This window comes from Blautia sp. St.27G3 (assembly GCF_059728505.1).
Genome location: NZ_BAAGFO010000001.1, coordinates 693,856 through 711,167, shown reverse-complemented (window position 1 = coordinate 711,167; position 17,312 = coordinate 693,856). Strand labels below are relative to the sequence as shown.

At 42.8% G+C, this 17,312-nt stretch carries 19 protein-coding genes; 18 read left to right on the top strand and 1 reads right to left on the bottom strand.

What is annotated here, in order from left to right; genetic code table 11:
* Window positions 1–20: 20 nt before the first annotated feature.
* The 5 genes from AC6I2O_RS03275 (at window position 21) to rlmD (ending at window position 4,865) form a co-directional block, all read left to right on the top strand.
* Complete coding sequence (locus tag AC6I2O_RS03275) at window positions 21–509, top strand: NUDIX hydrolase (protein WP_120392720.1); 489 nt, start codon at window positions 21–23, stop codon at window positions 507–509.
* A gap of 26 nt (window positions 510–535) precedes the next feature.
* Window positions 536–1,453 (top strand): DMT family transporter, encoded by a 918-nt coding sequence (locus AC6I2O_RS03270; RefSeq protein ID WP_120392772.1) that lies wholly within the window; start codon window positions 536–538, stop codon window positions 1,451–1,453.
* Between the two features lie 48 nt (window positions 1,454–1,501).
* Window positions 1,502–2,395 carry a DMT family transporter gene (locus AC6I2O_RS03265; protein ID WP_497741787.1) on the top strand — a complete coding sequence of 298 codons (894 nt, stop codon included), beginning with the start codon at window positions 1,502–1,504 and terminating at the stop codon, window positions 2,393–2,395.
* 148 nt (window positions 2,396–2,543) lie between these two features.
* A complete protein-coding gene (locus tag AC6I2O_RS03260) occupies window positions 2,544–3,464 on the top strand; it encodes a radical SAM protein (protein WP_120392773.1) in 921 nt (306 codons plus the stop codon).
* An 84-nt stretch (window positions 3,465–3,548) separates the two neighbouring features.
* Window positions 3,549–4,865, top strand: a complete 1,317-nt coding sequence (rlmD, locus tag AC6I2O_RS03255) for a 23S rRNA (uracil(1939)-C(5))-methyltransferase RlmD (protein ID WP_497741786.1) — start codon at window positions 3,549–3,551, stop codon at window positions 4,863–4,865.
* Window positions 4,866–5,137: 272 nt separating this feature from the next.
* Here rlmD and AC6I2O_RS03250 read toward each other — a convergent pair whose 3' ends face one another.
* Window positions 5,138–5,440 carry a helix-turn-helix domain-containing protein gene (locus AC6I2O_RS03250; protein WP_497741785.1) on the bottom strand — a complete coding sequence of 101 codons (303 nt, stop codon included), beginning with the start codon at window positions 5,438–5,440 and terminating at the stop codon, window positions 5,138–5,140.
* A gap of 159 nt (window positions 5,441–5,599) precedes the next feature.
* Here AC6I2O_RS03250 and AC6I2O_RS03245 point away from each other — a divergent pair, with 159 nt between their 5' ends.
* The 13 genes from AC6I2O_RS03245 to AC6I2O_RS03185 all read left to right on the top strand — a co-directional run bounded on the left by AC6I2O_RS03245 (window position 5,600) and on the right by AC6I2O_RS03185 (window position 17,288).
* Window positions 5,600–5,851, top strand: a complete 252-nt coding sequence (locus tag AC6I2O_RS03245) for a hypothetical protein (protein ID WP_120392736.1) — start codon at window positions 5,600–5,602, stop codon at window positions 5,849–5,851.
* Between the two features lie 267 nt (window positions 5,852–6,118).
* Window positions 6,119–7,048, top strand: coding sequence for a helix-turn-helix domain-containing protein (locus AC6I2O_RS03240; RefSeq protein WP_497741783.1), 930 nt, complete (start codon window positions 6,119–6,121; stop codon window positions 7,046–7,048).
* Window positions 7,049–7,062: 14 nt separating this feature from the next.
* Window positions 7,063–7,491, top strand: coding sequence for a DUF3788 domain-containing protein (locus AC6I2O_RS03235; protein ID WP_120392738.1), 429 nt, complete (start codon window positions 7,063–7,065; stop codon window positions 7,489–7,491).
* A gap of 349 nt (window positions 7,492–7,840) precedes the next feature.
* Complete coding sequence (locus tag AC6I2O_RS03230) at window positions 7,841–8,446, top strand: TetR/AcrR family transcriptional regulator (RefSeq protein WP_120392739.1); 606 nt, start codon at window positions 7,841–7,843, stop codon at window positions 8,444–8,446.
* A 2-nt stretch (window positions 8,447–8,448) separates the two neighbouring features.
* Entirely contained in the window at window positions 8,449–11,016 is a 2,568-nt protein-coding gene (locus AC6I2O_RS03225; RefSeq protein WP_120392740.1) for a PEP/pyruvate-binding domain-containing protein, read from the top strand.
* Entirely contained in the window at window positions 11,009–11,920 is a 912-nt protein-coding gene (locus AC6I2O_RS03220) for an MFS transporter (RefSeq protein WP_497742487.1), read from the top strand. Before AC6I2O_RS03225 ends, AC6I2O_RS03220 begins: the two co-directional genes overlap by 8 nt.
* Window positions 11,921–11,988: 68 nt before the next feature.
* Window positions 11,989–13,133 (top strand): IS3 family transposase gene (locus AC6I2O_RS03215; protein ID WP_497741782.1). Its coding sequence is split into 2 segments (ribosomal slippage): window positions 11,989–12,232 and window positions 12,232–13,133, totalling 1,146 coding nucleotides; the frame shifts between segments, so codons are not numbered across the junction.
* Window positions 13,134–13,171: 38 nt separating this feature from the next.
* Entirely contained in the window at window positions 13,172–13,447 is a 276-nt protein-coding gene (locus tag AC6I2O_RS03210) for an MFS transporter (protein WP_497741781.1), read from the top strand.
* 209 nt (window positions 13,448–13,656) lie between these two features.
* Window positions 13,657–15,042: a magnesium transporter gene (mgtE, locus tag AC6I2O_RS03205; RefSeq protein ID WP_120392742.1), complete on the top strand. Its 1,386-nt coding sequence runs from the start codon at window positions 13,657–13,659 to the stop codon at window positions 15,040–15,042.
* 351 nt (window positions 15,043–15,393) lie between these two features.
* Entirely contained in the window at window positions 15,394–15,807 is a 414-nt protein-coding gene (locus tag AC6I2O_RS03200) for a DUF3788 domain-containing protein (protein ID WP_120392743.1), read from the top strand.
* Between the two features lie 56 nt (window positions 15,808–15,863).
* Window positions 15,864–16,328: a VOC family protein gene (locus tag AC6I2O_RS03195; protein WP_120392744.1), complete on the top strand. Its 465-nt coding sequence runs from the start codon at window positions 15,864–15,866 to the stop codon at window positions 16,326–16,328.
* 51 nt (window positions 16,329–16,379) lie between these two features.
* Window positions 16,380–16,874, top strand: coding sequence for a VanZ family protein (locus AC6I2O_RS03190; RefSeq protein WP_120392745.1), 495 nt, complete (start codon window positions 16,380–16,382; stop codon window positions 16,872–16,874).
* A 30-nt stretch (window positions 16,875–16,904) separates the two neighbouring features.
* The gene (locus tag AC6I2O_RS03185) at window positions 16,905–17,288 is read left to right on the top strand and encodes a GNAT family N-acetyltransferase (protein ID WP_497741780.1); all 384 of its coding nucleotides are present in this window, start codon (window positions 16,905–16,907) and stop codon (window positions 17,286–17,288) included.
* The last annotated feature ends 24 nt before the right edge of the window (window positions 17,289–17,312 follow it).

Below are 17,312 nucleotides of genomic sequence, written 5' to 3'. Positions count from 1 at the left end.
AGAAAATGAGGGCGTAAATCATGAAATCACCGCTTACAACACTTTGTTATGTAGAAAAGGACGAGCAGTATCTGATGTTGCATCGGATCAGCAAAAAGAATGATGTAAATAAAGATAAATGGATCGGAATCGGTGGACATTTTGAGGACGGAGAAAGTCCGGAGGAGTGTCTTTTGCGTGAGGCAAAGGAAGAGACCGGGCTGACGCTTACTGCGTGGAAATTTCGGGGTATTGTGACTTTTATTGCGAACGGATGGCCGCCGGAATATATGTGTCTGTACACGGCAGACGGGTTTACAGGCGAGATGATTTCCTGTACGGAAGGAACGCTGGAGTGGGTGCCGAAGTCAGAGCTTATGAATCTGAATCTGTGGGAAGGTGACAAAATTTTTCTGAAGCTCATGGCACAGGATGCTCCGTTTTTTTCTCTGAAGCTGATGTATGACGGAGATACACTGACGTATGCGTCGCTGGACGGAAGAGAAATTACGCCGGAAGCCTGGATTTGATTACGAATGATAAAGAGGAGAATGTTATGAAAAGGACGTCGTCTGTGAAGAGTCCCCTTCTGTTGTTTTTGACAGCAATTATATGGGGGACGGCTTTTGTTGCCCAAAGTGTCGGAATGGACTATGTGGGGCCGTTTACGTTTAACTTTGTGCGAAGTGTGATTGGCGGAGCAGTGCTGATTCCGTGTGTTTTTTTGCTTGACAGGTTTCGGGGGCTGGATGGAGCAGGCAGTGAAAAAATATATACCTGGCATCAAAAAGAATTATTTGCCGGCGGAATCTGCTGCGGTGTGGCCTTATTTATAGCCAGCAATTTACAGCAGTTTGGTATTCAGTATACAACAGTGGGTAAGGCAGGGTTTATCACCGCATTGTATATTGTTATTGTTCCGGTGATCGGAGTTTTTACAAAAAAGACAACAGGGTACAAAATTTGGCTCAGTGTGCTTCTGGCGGTGGCCGGGCTGTATCTTCTGTGTATCACAGAAGGCTTTTCAGTGGGGACCGGCGACTTTTTGGTATTTCTCTGTGCACTTTGTTTTTCAGTACATATTCTGATTATTGATTACTTCTCACCCAAAGTAGACGGTGTGCGGATGTCGTGTATTCAGTTTTTTGTGTGCGGCCTGCTTTCGGGAATTGCGATGGTGTTTACGGAACAGTTTGAGTTCCATGCAGTTCTGACGGCTTGGATGCCGCTTTTGTATGCGGGCGTTATGTCCTGTGGTGTAGCGTATACGTTGCAGATTGTGGGACAAAAGGGAATGGACCCGACCGTTGCCTCTCTTATTTTGAGTCTGGAATCAGTAGTTTCAGTGCTTTCTGGATGGCTTTTGCTGAATCAGAAGCTCAGTCTTCGCGAGTTGGCGGGATGTGTTTTGATGTTTGTGGCAATTATTCTGGCACAGATTCCGAAGAAGCCGAAAAAGGAAGAGAACACGTAAAAAGATGATAAAAGATGGAAGGAAGAGGACGGAAAGAGAAAAGTGAGAATGACAAATTTGATGGGCATGTTTTTTGCCATTGTTGGCGGCATACTCTGGGGTGTTTCCGGAGTGTGCGGTCAGTTTTTATTTCAGAATAAAGAGGTTACAGCCGGTTGGTTGGTTCCGGTCCGGCTGCTTTTTGCCGGTTTTTTTCTGCTTTGTTATTTCCTGATTCGGGACAGAAAGCAGGCAGTGGAAGTCTGGAAGGACAGACGAAATGCGCGGGATGTTGTGATCTACGGGTTTGCGGGCCTGATGTTTTGCCAGTTTTCGTATTTTCAGACGATTGAATGGTCCAATGCCGGGACGGCAACTGTAATCGAGTATCTCGGACCGGCGCTCATTGTCGTTTATGTCTGTATTTCGGCGCGCAGACGGCCGGAAGCCAAGGAGGTGGTTTCTGTGCTGCTGGCGCTTGGCGGTATTTTTCTGATTGCGACACATGGAAATCCTAGTACGCTTGTACTGTCTCAGAAGGCGCTGATTATGGGATTGCTGTCAGCTGTTTCCGTTGTTATTTATACCGTTCAGCCAGAACGCCTCTTGAAACAGTTTCACGCACCGCTGATTCTTGCGTGGGGAATGCTGATTGGAGGGATTGCGCTGTGCGCAGTGTTTCAGCCGTGGAAGCACATGCCTGTTCTGGACAGTCAGATGCTGGCAGTGCTGTTTTATATTATTGTATTTGGTACAATGGCAGGGTTTTCGATGTACATGCACAGCGTAAAGCTGATTGGTTCGGTGAAGGCCTCTCTGTTTGCCTGCGTGGAGCCGGTGGCAGCGACGCTGCTTTCTGCGGTATGGATGAAGGTGCGTTTTACTGCGGTTGATCTGCTGGGTTTTTTGATGATTTTAGCGACGATTTTTATCCTTGCGATTCCAACTGGAAAAACGAAATAGTATTGGCAGGGGGCAAAGGGTATTGTATATAGAAACACAAGGAAAAGCAGCTTAAGAAGAAACATAAAAGCAAGAGACTGTTAAGAGAAAATCGAGATAAGTAACTGTATCGAAACAGAAGGAGCAGGAAGCGTTGGGAATAGAGGGTATGCAGACAAGAGCGGAAGAAATTTTTAAGGAATGTACTTTATGCCCGCGGGAATGCAGGGCAGACCGCGCAGCAGGAAAAGTGGGGCGTTGCCATGTCGGGGCGGTGGTTCGTGTAGCCAGGGCGGCGTTGCATATGTGGGAGGAGCCTTGTATTTCAGGTACAGAGGGTTCCGGCGCCGTATTTTTTTCAGGATGTTCTCTTGGATGTATTTATTGTCAGAATCGTGAAATTTCCGGTGGGAAGAGTGGGCTGGATATTTCGGTTACACGCCTTGCCGAGATTTTTCTGGAGTTGCAGGCGCAAAAGGCAAATAACATTAATCTTGTGACCGCAGGACATTATGTGCCGCAGGTTGTGCAGGCGCTTACAATGGCAAAAGACTCGGGGCTTGGCATTCCGATTGTCTATAACAGCAGTGGTTATGAAAAAGTGGAGACTTTACGTATGCTGGAAGGTCTGGTGGATATTTATCTGCCGGACTTTAAATATATAAGTTCAAAGCTGGCCGAACAGTATTCCGGTGCCAGCGATTATCCGGAAATTGCGAAGGCTGGGATTCAGGAAATGGTGCGGCAGCAGCCAGAGCCGCGGTTTGATGAGCGTGGCAGGATGACGAAGGGCGTTGTGGTACGCCATTTGCTGCTTCCGGGCCATGTGCGGGAGGCGAAAAGTGTTGTTGAATATTTGTATACAATGTACAGGAAACAGATTTATATCAGTATGATGAATCAGTACACACCAGGGGCTGGCGTTGAAAATGATCCGCTTTTATACCGCAGGGTTACAAAAAGAGAGTATGAACGTCTGTTGGACTTTGCCGGGGAAATTGGCATTACGCAGGGGTTTTACCAGGAGGGAGACACGGCAGAGGAAAGTTTTATTCCGGCGTTTGATTGTCAGGGAGTAGCAAAGCGATAGGCGTAGAAAAAAGGCGGAAATCTGTTGAAATAGGTAGAATAGAAAACAAGAGAGCTAAGGAAGAAACAGGGAAAGGGAGAAGCTATGACAGAAGTGACTGGAAAAAGGAAACAGAAGCAGAAACAAAAAAACGGGAAAAGGATAGCAGAAAAGAAGATAGGAACCGAGGCGAAGACGCGAAAGCCAGAAGAAAAGGAAAAGACCGGAGGAAAGGTGAGAAAGAAAAAAGCACGAGAGAAAACACCGAGTGCGGGAGCCGGGAAGTGTCCGGTGGCAGCGCGTTGCGGCGGATGTCAGTATCTGGATATTTCATATGAAAAGCAGCTGTCTCTGAAACAGAGACAGGTAGAAAAACTTTTGTCTTCTTATTGTCCGGTACATAAAATTGAGGGGATGGAGCATCCGTTTCATTATCGGAACAAAGTGCATGCAGTTTTTGCACATCGCCGCGACGGTTCTGTCATTTCCGGAACTTACGAAGAAGGAACGCATGATGTGGTACCGGTAGAAACATGTTTACTTGAGCATGAAAAGGCAGATGAAATTATCGGAAGCATCCGGGTTTTATTAAAATCTTTCAAAATTAAAATCTACAATGAGGATACCGGTTATGGTATTTTTCGTCATGCTCTGGTTCGTACTGCGCATCAGACGCGACAGATCATGGTGGTACTTGTGCTGGGCTCGCCCATTTTGCCATCCAAGAACAATTTTGTGAAAGCTCTTCTTGCGTTACATCCGGAGATTACAACAGTTGTACTTAATGTCAATGACAAAAAAACAAGTATGGTTTTGGGAGAGAAAGAGACGGTTCTCTATGGGAAAGGATATATTGAGGATATCCTTTGCGGATGCCGTTTCCGAATTTCGGCAAAATCTTTTTATCAGATTAATTCCATTCAGACAGAAAAGCTTTATGCGAAGGCTATGGAGCTGGCTAATCTGACCGGAAAAGAGCGTGTGATTGATGCATACTGCGGGATTGGCACGATCGGTCTGATAGCAGCAAAACAGGCCGGAGAAGTGATTGGTGTGGAATTGAATCGCGATGCAGTTCGCGATGCGATCCGTAATGCAAAAGCAAATGGAGCAACGAATATTCGATTTTACCAGAATGATGCAGGAATGTTTATGGTGCAGATGGCTGAAGCGGGAGAGAAGGCCGATGTTGTGATTATGGACCCACCTCGCTCGGGCAGTGATGAAGCGTTTCTGGCTTCTGTCGTCAAATTATCGCCAGAGAAAATCGTGTACATATCCTGTAATCCGGAAACGCAGGCAAGAGATCTTGGGTATTTGACAAAGTGTGGGTATTGCGCGGTGGGGGGATGGCCGTTTGATCTTTTTCCTTGGACGGGGCATGTTGAGACGGTAGTATTGATGTCAAGGGTTGAGAAATAGAAGTACAAAAAAGTGTAGTAAACAAGGGGTTTCCGGGAGTTGGGAATTGCCGACGGGTAGTTCCGACTCCCGGATTTTTTGCGTTTAGTAGTTCTATGGAAACTGGTCTACGGCAAAAAATCGCGTGGGGTTGAGTTGATAGGTTGGATATTGGGTAGGTTGTGGAGATAGGATTGTTATAGGATGGTTGAGTTGACAAGATGGACATTGTAAGACATTACTATAAAATCGAAAACCGCAGACTCCATTCTATGGGGCGACTGCGATTTCCATCATTTTATGATATTCATAAGGTCAAGCAAGATTTTTCTCTGCTCTGGGGTAAAGGTACTCCATTTTGAAAATAGCAGCCTCTGTTCCTGTAGCGTCTCATTGTCTTCAAAATCCTCAAAGAACTGAGACAGCGTAATGCCAAATGCTCTGCATACAGCTTCAAGGGTCGGTAAAGTTGGAGCATTGCTGCGGTTGAACATATTTGTAACTGTGGAATGGGAAAGACCGGCTTCCTTCGCCAGCCGGTAGTCTGTCCAGCCTCTCAATTCCATCAGGTCTTTGATTCGTTTCTGTACATCCATTTTGTAGTCCGCCTTTCCTTATGTCTATTTTAAGCCCTTGAGTGGTGCTATAATAGTCTTGATTGGTAGATAAACTATATCCTTTCACGGGCATAAAACCGTTTATATTATGCCTCAGATATGGCATACTACTCGTATGGAACGAAAGGAGGCAGGCATATGCCGGAGTATAGAACGTTTTTTGAGAAGCTGGCGAGAGACAGGAATATTACAGTGGAAGAGATGAGGGCGATTATTTCAGCCCGCATAAAATCGGGGATGAATGACCCAGACCCAATACGACGGGCACAATGGGAGAAAATTCCCCACACAGGGGATATGCCTACACCGGAAGAGTGGTTAAGTTATGTGGTCAGAAAGCTGGAATCCGAGGGACTGTCTGAGCTGCTCCGCTGGTATCCCAATCTTTGACTTTGTGTATTTACATGAAAATCAAAAGTCGAGCAAATTTTCTCTCTTTCTGCAATGAAAAAGGTGGAACGATATTCAACTTGACTGTGTGTGCAATGTACGGCAATATACTCATGGTCGAGGGGCATCTCAAACAACGCCGCACATCAAAAGGGCATTGTGTGAAAAGCCCAGCCGGAAATAACGTGGTATGATGTGAACATCATAGGGATGAGCTAAACGACATTTTGCTCATAGCTATGAACATTAATCATAGGAGGTGCTGTAATGCACACATGGGAAACAATCGAACAATCCTTGACTTTTATCGAGGAACACCTGGCTGAAGAAATTTCGACGGAGGAATTGGCAAACACCGTTGGCCTGTCCCCTTTTTATTTCCAGCGCTTGTTCAAGCGACTGGTGAATAAATCGGTGCAGGAATATGTGAAGCTCCGCCGTTTGGCAAAGGTGATCGAGAATCTGGGGGACTCCGAGCAGAGAATTCTTGACGTCGCCTTAGACTACGGCTTTTCCAGCCACGCAAACTTTACACGGGCTTTCAAGGAAACGTATGGGATCACTCCCGAAGACTATAGGAGGAATTCACCAATGCTTAACACATTTGAAAAGCCGGAGATTTCCATGAACTACGTTCTGGTTGACGAAGGGGTTCCGCTGGTAGCGGGAGATATCGTTTTGGAAATTCAGAGAAAATCGCTGGCGACCCCGGAGACCTACCTTGGTCTGGAGACCGAAGTTCGTATTTCTGAGCAGGTTCCGGCTGGCGAAAGCACCGGCGTGGATGCGCCGGGTCAGCTTTGGAAACGGTATCACACGGAGAACGCCTCAATTTTGTCCACCCTCGATACCAGCGTAGAAATGGGAATGTCCCATACGGAAGATGCTACGCAAGGCCTTTTCGCCTATTTTGTAGGTGGCTTTGCTAAAAATGTACCGGGCCAGTTGCAGGACGGTTTCATAAAGAAAGAACTTCCTGCAGGCGAATACATCGTTTGCAAAATTGAAGCAGAAAAATTTGAGGATTTGGTGACGGTTGCTTTGGATCAGGCCAGCAAGTATCTTTTTGGCACATGGCTGTCGCACCATAACCTGGCCACGGAACCCTTCTCTGCGGAAAAGTATTACCGGGATGCAGAGGACATGGCATACATGGAAATTTGGGTCAAGCCTTTGCCGCTGGATAGTCGGGCCTAAGGAGGGAAATTAGGATGGATTGGAATATGCTCTATTCAAATGTAACGCCGCCAACGTGGGAGCAGGTCACAGAATATATTTGTAGCCCGTTATGGGCGGACTTCAATGAGCGTATCCAGTCCGCCTACCAGATCAAGCCCTGCATGGAACACAGCCGTTGTTCCATGCAGGCTGGCTGGAATATTAAGTACAAAAAGAGCGGAAGATCCCTTTGTACGCTCTATCCAATGAAAGGCTATTTTATCGCCCTCGTGGTCATAGGAAGTCATGAACTTGCAGAGGCAGAGCTTCTCATGCCGCTATGCTCGAACTATGTACAAACGGTATTCAAAGCTACTAAAGCTGGAAATGGACAGAAATGGGTAATGCTGGATGTCAAGAACGAAAGGATCATGGAGGATGTTTTTAGCCTTATCAATCTTCGGAAACGTATGCCACTATAATAGCAGGTGACATGCCCACGCCGGAGGAGTGGTTGAGTTATGTGATCAGGAAACTGGAATCCGAAGGGCTGTCTGATTTGTTACGTTGGTATCCGAATCTGTAATTGTGTGCATTTACAAGCAACTAGAGGGAGGGTAATCTTGTAGCTTTTATGCGGATGCGCTTGGGATGATATTCAACTTGACTATGTGCAGAATATATAGGAATATACTCATGGTCAAAATTCTCTGTAAGCAATCCGAATGCCAAAAGAGGAAAAAAATTAGCCTTGACAAGCGACCATCGGTCGCTATATAATGATAGCAAAACAAGAAGCGACCGATGGTCGTTATAAGGAGGTATCATAATATGCCAAAAGGAATTATGCTTACACCAGAACAACAAGAAGAGCGTCGAGAAGAAATAATCAGTATTGCTTTGCAGCTCATAGAGAAAAATGGATTCCAAAAAACATCAATGAGGGAAATTGCGATTTTAGCAAACATGGGAAAGTCCAGTCTGTATGATTTTTTCAAAACGAAAGACGAGATTGTTGTATATGCAGTTGAGAAAGAAATAGAAGAAATAATTAAAAAGGTTCATAGGATTATTGCCGATGAATCCTCGCCGGAACAGTGTCTTAGAAAAATCATGCTGAATCATCTTGGAGTACCAAAGCAGTATCGAACGGTGCTGATGTGGTTAAATACAGAATCTGACTATTTAGAAGAAGATTATCGAAAGCGGCTGAAAACTGCGCGTTACGCATATCAGGATATTATAAAATCTGTAATTGAAAATGGAGTGAAATCAGGCGTCTTCCGTAAGACAAATGCCGATTTAATGACGCGTTTGTTAATTAACTCCATTATATCAATCATTTACACATCCCGACCATCAGCCAGTCCGGAGAAAATGCTTGATGAAACAATGGATATATTTCTACACGGAATTATGAATGATGAAGGTGAATAATTATGATTTATTATACCCTACCCTTGCTGCATAAACAGGCAACCCTTGAAATGGTCGGCGGAAAAGGTATGTCTTTATCAAAACTTTTGACAGCGGGCATCCCTGTGCCGGAGGGCTTTCATGTTACGACTACCTCATACAAGATTTTTGTTGAAAAGAACCATATTCAACCTCACATTAATAAGTTGCTGGACGGTATTGACTCTAACAATACCAGTCAGCTTGAAAATGTATCTACGCAGATAGGGATGCTTTTCCATGATGGAGAAATGCCGCAGGAAGTATCAGATGCAATTAAAACCGCATATGCCGGATTGGGAAATATAGCAGTGGCTGTCCGTTCCTCCGCAACCGCCGAGGATTTGCCCGACGCTTCTTTTGCAGGCCAGCAGGAAACCTATCTTAACATACAAGGTGAGAATGAAGTTCTTGACGCTGTAAAGAGGTGCTGGGCTTCCCTATGGACAGCTCGCGCTATTGCTTATCGCATGAAGAATGATATAAAGCAGGAAATTGTCGCACTTGCTGTTGTAGTACAAAAGCTTGCGTTTTCCGATGCGTCCGGCGTTATGTTTACGCTAAACCCTATCAATGGCAGACGTAGCGAAATGATTGTTAACGCCGCGTGGGGACTTGGCGAATCGGTTGTTTCTAGCTTAGTCACCCCTGATACAATTGTTGTAGATAAAAATGCTGAACGAATTGTATCATATGAAGTAGCAAACAAAGAAATTATGACAGTCCGCAACTCAGATGGAACAGAAGAAATCCCAACTCCTGAACAGTTGAGGAAAAAACATGCTCTTACTCGCAATCAAGTTATGCGATTAACACAACTTGGAAAAAAAATTGAGAAGTATTATGAAATGCCTATGGATGTAGAGTGGGCACTGGAAAAAGATAAGTTGTATATTGTTCAGGCTCGCCCCATTACTGTCCTACCGCCGGAATGGACGTTACCGGAAAAGGATGTTATATATACAAAAGGCAGTCTAGCGGAACACTTGCCAAATCCTGTTACGCCCTTATTCGCCACACTTGGGCTTGAAATAGTCAACCGTGCGTCGGCGCTTTTATGGATAGATATGTTTGGTAAAAGTGCGAAAAAGCTACTGCCAGAAAACGGAGCATATACGATTATTAACGGATATGTTTATCTTTCCGCTAATTCAAAGCCTCTTTTGATTGCTGTCAAATCCCTTTCACCCCGATCTTTACGCCGTGCGCTTACGAACAGTGTTGCACGCTGGGAAACAGCACGAAAAGAATTTGAGGATGTGATTAAACAATGGGAAGAAAAGCCCCTGCATACGCTGAATGCCCATCAAATAATGAAGGGGATTCAGACTGTATTTTATGCCGCTTGTATTTATTTTACAAGAATTCAGCTTACATTGCCAGCCGCCTCTATCAGCGAAACATTATTTACAAAATTTTTTCAGGGAGCGGCTCGTCGCGCTGGTATGACAGATACTTCTGTTTTCCTGCTTGGATTTGATACGATTGCTCTGCAAGCCGAAAAGAACCTGTGGAGTCTCTCGGAATGGGTAAAGCAAAATAATACTCTCAACCTTTATCTGCAAAGTAATCCAACAGCAAAGATAGCGGAAAATTTTATGTCCTCAGTTCCGCCTGACGAAGTTTCGCTGGAAGTATGGATAGAATGGAAAAATCGAATCAATCAGTATTTTAAAGAGTTCGGTCGTACCGCTTATGAATTTGATTTTGCATATTCCACACCGCAGGAAACACTTACACCAACCTTTGAATCCATAAAAACCTTTGTAGAAGGCAAAGGTGAAAGTCCTTTTTTACGTCAATCCAAATTTGAAAAGCATAGGAAACAGGCAGAAGAAGAAATTTTACAACATATAGGTGGCTCACGCAAAAAACTGTTTTTGAAGTTGCTCCATTGGGCGCAGGAAACTGCTCCTATGCGTGAAAATGCTATTTATTGCATGGGAATGGGGCATCCTCTGATTCGCCAGATGTTTCATGAAATTTCAGCACGCCTTATACGTGGCGGAGCTACTTCGCATATAGATGATATATATTGGCTCACAAAATTGGAATTGGAAAAACTCATAGTACAGTTAGACAAAAATATACCTTTATCCGATAGAAAAAATTCGATACTTGAGCGAAAAGCGGAACTCAAAAAGTATCAGGGCTATGTGTCACCAGCTCAGTTACCTGAGAAGAAAGTAAAAAGCATATCACATGCACCACAGAAACAAAAAGATGGAAAAACCGTGTTGAGGGGTATAGGAACCAGTTCTGGTGTTGTGACAGCTCGTGCCTGCATACTAAATAGTCCGGCAGATTTTAAAAATTTCCAGCCAGGAAGTGTTTTGGTTGCCGTTACTACAACTCCGGCTTGGACACCCTTATTTGCCTCTGCAAGTGGAATTGTAACGGATATTGGAGGTCCTCTCAGTCATTCAAGTATTGTTGCGCGGGAATGTGGTATCCCTGCCGTTATGGCGACACACACAGCCACGAGAAGTATTAAAAATGGACAAATGATAACGGTGGACGGCTCAGAGGGGACGGTGACGATTGATGAATAAAAAGCCAATTTTCGCTTTAAATCTTGCTACTTTGGTGATTGCGTTAGGATATAGCTTAGTTCTTCCGGTCATGCCATTTTACATGGAAAATCTAGGTGCTGGCGGTCGTGAGCTTGGATGGCTCACTGCCGTATATGCTCTGGCACAAACAGTATGCGCACCTTTTTGGGGTGCACTGTCCGACCGAATTGGTAGAAAGCCGATTATCAGCATTGGTATTATAGGATATTCCATCAGTTTGTTCCTGTTCGGTTTGGCTTCATCCTTTTGGACACTATTTATAGCTCGCAGTTTATCGGGTATTTTGTCATCTGCTACGTCCGTTGCATCTTTGGCATATGTTGGAGATTCCAGCTCGGAGGAAGAAAGAAGCAAGAATATGAGTCAACTTGGAGCTTCAATGAGCATTGGCGTAATGATGGGACCATTATTGGGAGGCATTCTTGCAGGCTATTCGCTTGCGCTCCCATTTTTTACAGGCGCTGGCATTTCATTTATTGCCTTTCTACTAATTCTAACACTTTTGCCAGAGTCAATTGAGCGTTCAGGACAGACGGAAAAAAGAAAACCCTTTGATTTTTCAGACCTGAAAAGTATAATTTTGGGCTCAGCAGGAATGGTTTTGATACTTATTTTCGTTGTGCATTTCTGTCAAACAGGCTTGCAAGGAATTACGGGGCTGTATGTCGTAGATAAGTTTGGATTTTCCACTAAGCAAGTTGGTGTTATTTGGATGGCTCTAGCAGGTATTTTGATTGTAGTACAAGGCTTTTTGACTGGTCCTTTAGCAAAAAAAATTGGTGAGAAGCCACTAATACTGATAGGTGTGTTTTGCAAAGCCTTAGTAGCGTTTGCCATGGTATTGACAACTGGGTTTGTTAGTGTGTTGGTGGTTTTGTTGTGATAAAGTAAGGTTGTAACAGAAGTGGCTAATAAGATATAATCAAAATCACAAGAAAAGAGGTACCTATTATGCCACAGAATTACACTCCCGAGTTTAAGAAAAAGATTGTCCGTCTCCGTTTGGAAGAAGGAAGAACAATCAAAAGCATCACCGCGGAGTATAACATCTCCAAAGAAACGCTGCGCCGCTGGTGCAATGAATTCAAAGAAGAATGCCGGACAAGCCCCGATACAAAAACAGAGTATGATAACATGAAGGAGATGCTTAAGCTCAAAAGAGAAAATGAGGAGCTCCGAAAGGAGAACCTGTTTCTAAAAAAAGCAGCGGCATTCTTCGCAAAAGAAATCGATTAGAGGCTTATCGGTTTATAGAAGAACATCACAGAGAATTCGGGGTCCGCTGGCTGCTAAGGCGGCTTGGCATCTGTCCGAATGCGTATTACAACTACCGGAAACACCGGAAGGCGGCTTATCATGCCCAAAAAGAAGCAGTAAAAGCGCAGATCAGGGAAATTTACCATGTGCATAACGGGGTAGCAGGATACCGGACCATGACTGTCTATCTGGCGCGCAGGGGCTGCCATTACAGCACGGTTACCGTACATAAGTACATGAATACGGAAATGAGGCTGTATTCCCTTGTCCGCCCAAAGAAACCGGGCTGCCGGCGTGAAAAACCGCACAAAATCTTTGAAAACAGGCTGCAGCAAAAGTTTTGTGCAGGCAGGGCGAATCAGAAGTGGTGTACAGATTTCACGTATCTGTTTTTGAAAAATGGAGAAGTGCGCTACAATTGCAGCATTGTTGACCTGTATGACCGGAGTGTCATTGCAAGCGAGACAGACCGCCAGATCACCAGCAGTCTTGCTATCCGGACTTTGAAGAAAGCACTGGAATCACAGTCCCGGATCAATGGAGAACTGATACTCCACAGCGATCAGGGTTCCCAGTATACGTCAAAGGCATTTGTAGAATTCTGTGAATCTGTCCATGTGACACAGAGTATGAGCAAAGCAGGATGTCCATATGACAACGCCCCTATGGAAAGATATTTCAATACATTGAAAAATGAATGTGTGAATCTGTACGATTTCCAGACAGAGGAGGCACTGTATCGGGCAGTGGAAGAATTTGCTTATGTCACGTATAATCACATCCGCCCTCACAGCTATAATGGATACCGCACCCCTTATCAGGTACGGTTTGCATCTTAAATTAAAAGCTGATTTTTTTAGTCATAAGCGTTACAAAAATGCTTGACCACAACATTTTTGGCTTATTTGCGGTATCTTCTGCTATTACAGTACCCACATTAAACGCAACCCTTTCAAAAACTGACAATCAGCATAAAGGAACACTGATGGGATTTGCCAGTACCGCCGGAAATCTTAGCAAAGTTATTGCTCCTTTATTAACTGGGTATCTGTATGAAAGCAATATTGAATTACCATATATAACCACAGGAGGGATAGCCTTAATCGGAGTGGTTATCTGCTATATCTGGATAAAAAATCAAAAGAACAAATGATGGAAGAGGACGTTTATATGGAGGTTATACACAGTAACTAATCTGGTATAGAAATTCAATTGAGGCTTTTCTACTTTATTAAAGTCTTGCTACTACTTAAACCTATAATATCCTTAATTTATTATGACAAATTCCAATTCAACAGTTTTGATACATAAGGAGGTAACAATACTATGGAATAAAATAAAAAACGAAAGGAGATACGGACTATGAATCTTGAAAAACTTGAATTTGAAAAGCTTATAGAGCAAATCTCCACTCTTTACAGAGAGAAGAAATATTCACAGCTTAAAAGCATTTTAGCAGACATTAATCCAACTGATATTGCTGTTCTTTTTGATGAATTTCCAAATGAACAGAGGATTTTGCTCTTCCGTCTTCTTCCTAAAGAAGAGGCGGCTGAAACATTCGTTGAGCTTGACGGTGAAACGCAGGAGGCTCTCATCCATGCTTTTTCAGATACAGAGCTTCGTGAGGTTATTGACGAGCTTTACCTTGATGATACAGTTGATATTATTGAGGAAATGCCTGCAACAATTGTAAAAAGAATACTCAGAAATACTGATGCACAGACACGAAAATCAATTAACACTCTTTTAAAGTATCCTGAGGACAGCGCAGGCTCAATTATGACCCCTGAGTTTGTTGATCTGAAAAAGGATAACACTGTTGAGGATGCCTTTAAAAGAATAAGACGTACAGGTGTTGATAAGGAAACAATTTATACTTGTTACGTTACTGACAGCTCAAGGCATCTTATTGGTGTAACTACAGTAAAGGAACTTTTGTTACACGATTATGACGATAAGATTGAAGAGTTTATGGAAACAAATATAATTTTTGTAAACACGCATGATGATAAAGAAATAGCGGCAAATTTCCTTGATAAGTATAACTTCCTTGCTCTTCCTGTTGTGGATATGGAAAACAGGCTTGTGGGTATCATTACAGTCGATGATGCTATTGACGTATTGCAGGAAGAGAATACTGAGGATATCCAGAAGATGCACGCTATTCTGCCTAACGAGAAACCTTATCTCAAAACAGGCATTTTTGAAACATGGAAATCCAGAATTACGTGGCTTTTGTTTCTTATGATAAGTGCAACATTTACGAGTATGATTTTAAATGCTTTTGAGGACAAGCTTTCGGCACTGATTGTACTGACCTCGTTTGTACCTATGCTTACGGGAACAAGCGGTAATTCGGGAGGTCAGGCGAGTGCCGTTATTATCCGTGCTCTTTCACTTAAAGAAATAAATTTTAAAGATATTTTTAAAGTGATATGGAAGGAATTCAGAGTAGGTGTTCTGTGCGGAATTACACTTGCCACTGTCAATTTTGTTAAAATATGGTTTGTTGACAGAATATTGCTCGGTATGAGTGCTATTACTATTCAGGTTGATCTTGTAATCAGTCTGACACTTATAATCGAAATTATATTTGCCAAAATGGTTGGATGCGTATTTCCTATTCTTGCAGAAAAAATGAAGCTTGACCCGGCTGTAATATCATCTCCGTTTATTACGACGGTTATGGATGCGCTTTCACTTTTAATTTATTTCTGGCTGGCGACAATGATACTTCATATATAAAAAAGCAGTTTTTCAAACCTGTTTTTTTATAGTGGTGCGCCTGGCGGCGCACGTTTCTAACCAATGAAAGTCTGGAATCCGCCCGGTAGTGGGAAGGATATAGCCGAAGGCAAGGGTGTCCATCGTGAAGTTGAATCTGAAGGAAGCCGGATTTCGGGGAAAGTACTAACCCGGAGAGCAAACCTCTGGTCTGACGAACAGAAATCACATAGAAAGAATTTCAGTTCATGTGTGGAAACTATATCATGTTGACTATATCAAAGGGTTGCGGCAATATGGTTGATGAGCAAATGAGGAATAGCGCAATCTTTGAAAACAGGATCGATAGTGGTGTTTTGAGGAGGCTAAGTTATGATCAACATAATACCAGATGAGAATGATATGATTGCCTTGATTGGACAATCTTTATATGACGTATGGCAGAGGCTATGCGCTGCGATTGACGAGAAATACGATATGGATCGCATATGGAACAGCGGTGGCAAGTCCTGGACCTATGAATACAAATATCGCAGAGGCGGAAAAACACTTTGCGCCCTATATGCAAGGGAAAACTGTATGGGCTTTATGGTAATCTTAGGCAAAGATGAACGAGCCAAATTTGAAGCGATAAGGGATACTCTTTCTAATGCTGTTTGTAAGCAGTATGATGAGGCGAAAACCTATCATGACGGGAAATGGGTTATGTTTGAACCGACTAATACGGCTGATTTTGATGATTACATGAAATTGTTGGCTATCAAAAGAAAACCGAACCGAAAATGACAAATTTCCGTTTTGTTGAGCCACGAAAATATATCTATAAGTGAGGAATTATCATTATGAAATATACATGTACTGTGATTTCGGTGGTGGACATCAGTGCCGCAAGAAATTTTTATGAGGATTTGTTTGGATTAGAGGTGTTCCAGGATTATGGCAGAAACATTGCTTTTACCTGCGGACTGGCATTGCAGCAGGATTTTGACTGGCTTGTAGATCTGCCAAAAGAAAAGATATTAAAGAAATCCAACAATGCGGAAATCGTCTTTGAGGAACAGGACTTTGACGGTTTTTTGAACAAGTTGAAAGAATACCCGGATATTGAATATCTGGGAGAAGTGATCGATCATAGCTGGGGCCAGCGGGTGATTCGCTTTTACGATTTGGACGGACATATCATTGAGGTTGGCGAGGATATGAAAATGGTTATAAAGCGTTTTCTTGCTACCGGTATGACAATGGAAGAAGTTTCTGTGAAAATGGACGCTTCCGTGGAGGATTTGACAAAACTTCTGAATAGTTAATGTACTGTGGACGGATAAACTAACCGGAATTTTATAGAAAGGAGCGATAAAATGCAATCAAAAAAAATAACCAAAGGATTACTTATTGTATATCTGTTAGCATTAACATGGATTATAATATTTAAACTACAATTTTCTTTTAAAGATATAGATCACTTGAGAAGTGTGAATCTAATTCCTTTCCGAGGTTCTGTTATCGTCAACGGAACAATAAGTTTTGGTGAGATATATAATAATGTTTTTGCTTTTATTCCTTTCGGAATTTTGTTATGTGCATTGCAACAAGAGAAGCCTTTCCTTAAAAAGTTTATTCCAATATTTCTGACAAGTTTGTTTTTTGAAACCGTACAATTTGTTTTTGCTATTGGGGCAAGTGATATTACTGACCTTTTAGCAAACACTTTGGGCGGAGTAATAGGCATGGGAGTCTTCTTCATTCTATCGAAAATATTTAAGGCAAAAGTAAATAAAGTTGTAAACATTTTTTCTTTAATAGGGGCTATCATTTTAGTGATGTTTATATGGCTTCTGCTTTTGTCAAATTGAAAAACGATTCGGAGTTGTGGAGGTATAATAATGGAATACAAAGTGGGTGATAAAAAACTTAATGCTTCAACTTTTCTCTCCTTTGTTAATCAAGTATGGCAAGGCGATTATGACATCGAAAGAACAAAGGAGGCATTATCTAAAACGCTGAATATAACCGCCTATGATGACAAAGTGCTGATAGGGTGTTTGCGTATTCTTTCAGATGGTTATTATTTTGGAACAATTACAGAGTTGCTTGTTCTTCCAGAATATCAAAAACAAGGAGTAGGAAGTAGACTTCTTCAACTTGCAAAGGATAATACGCCTACTATGTTATATTTTGGTTCACAACCGGGAGTAGAGGGATTTTATGAAAAGAATGGCTGTCAGAAGGGTCTGCAATCCTACACAATAGAAAAGAAAAGACAATAGCTAAATTCCAGCTTGTCGAGACTT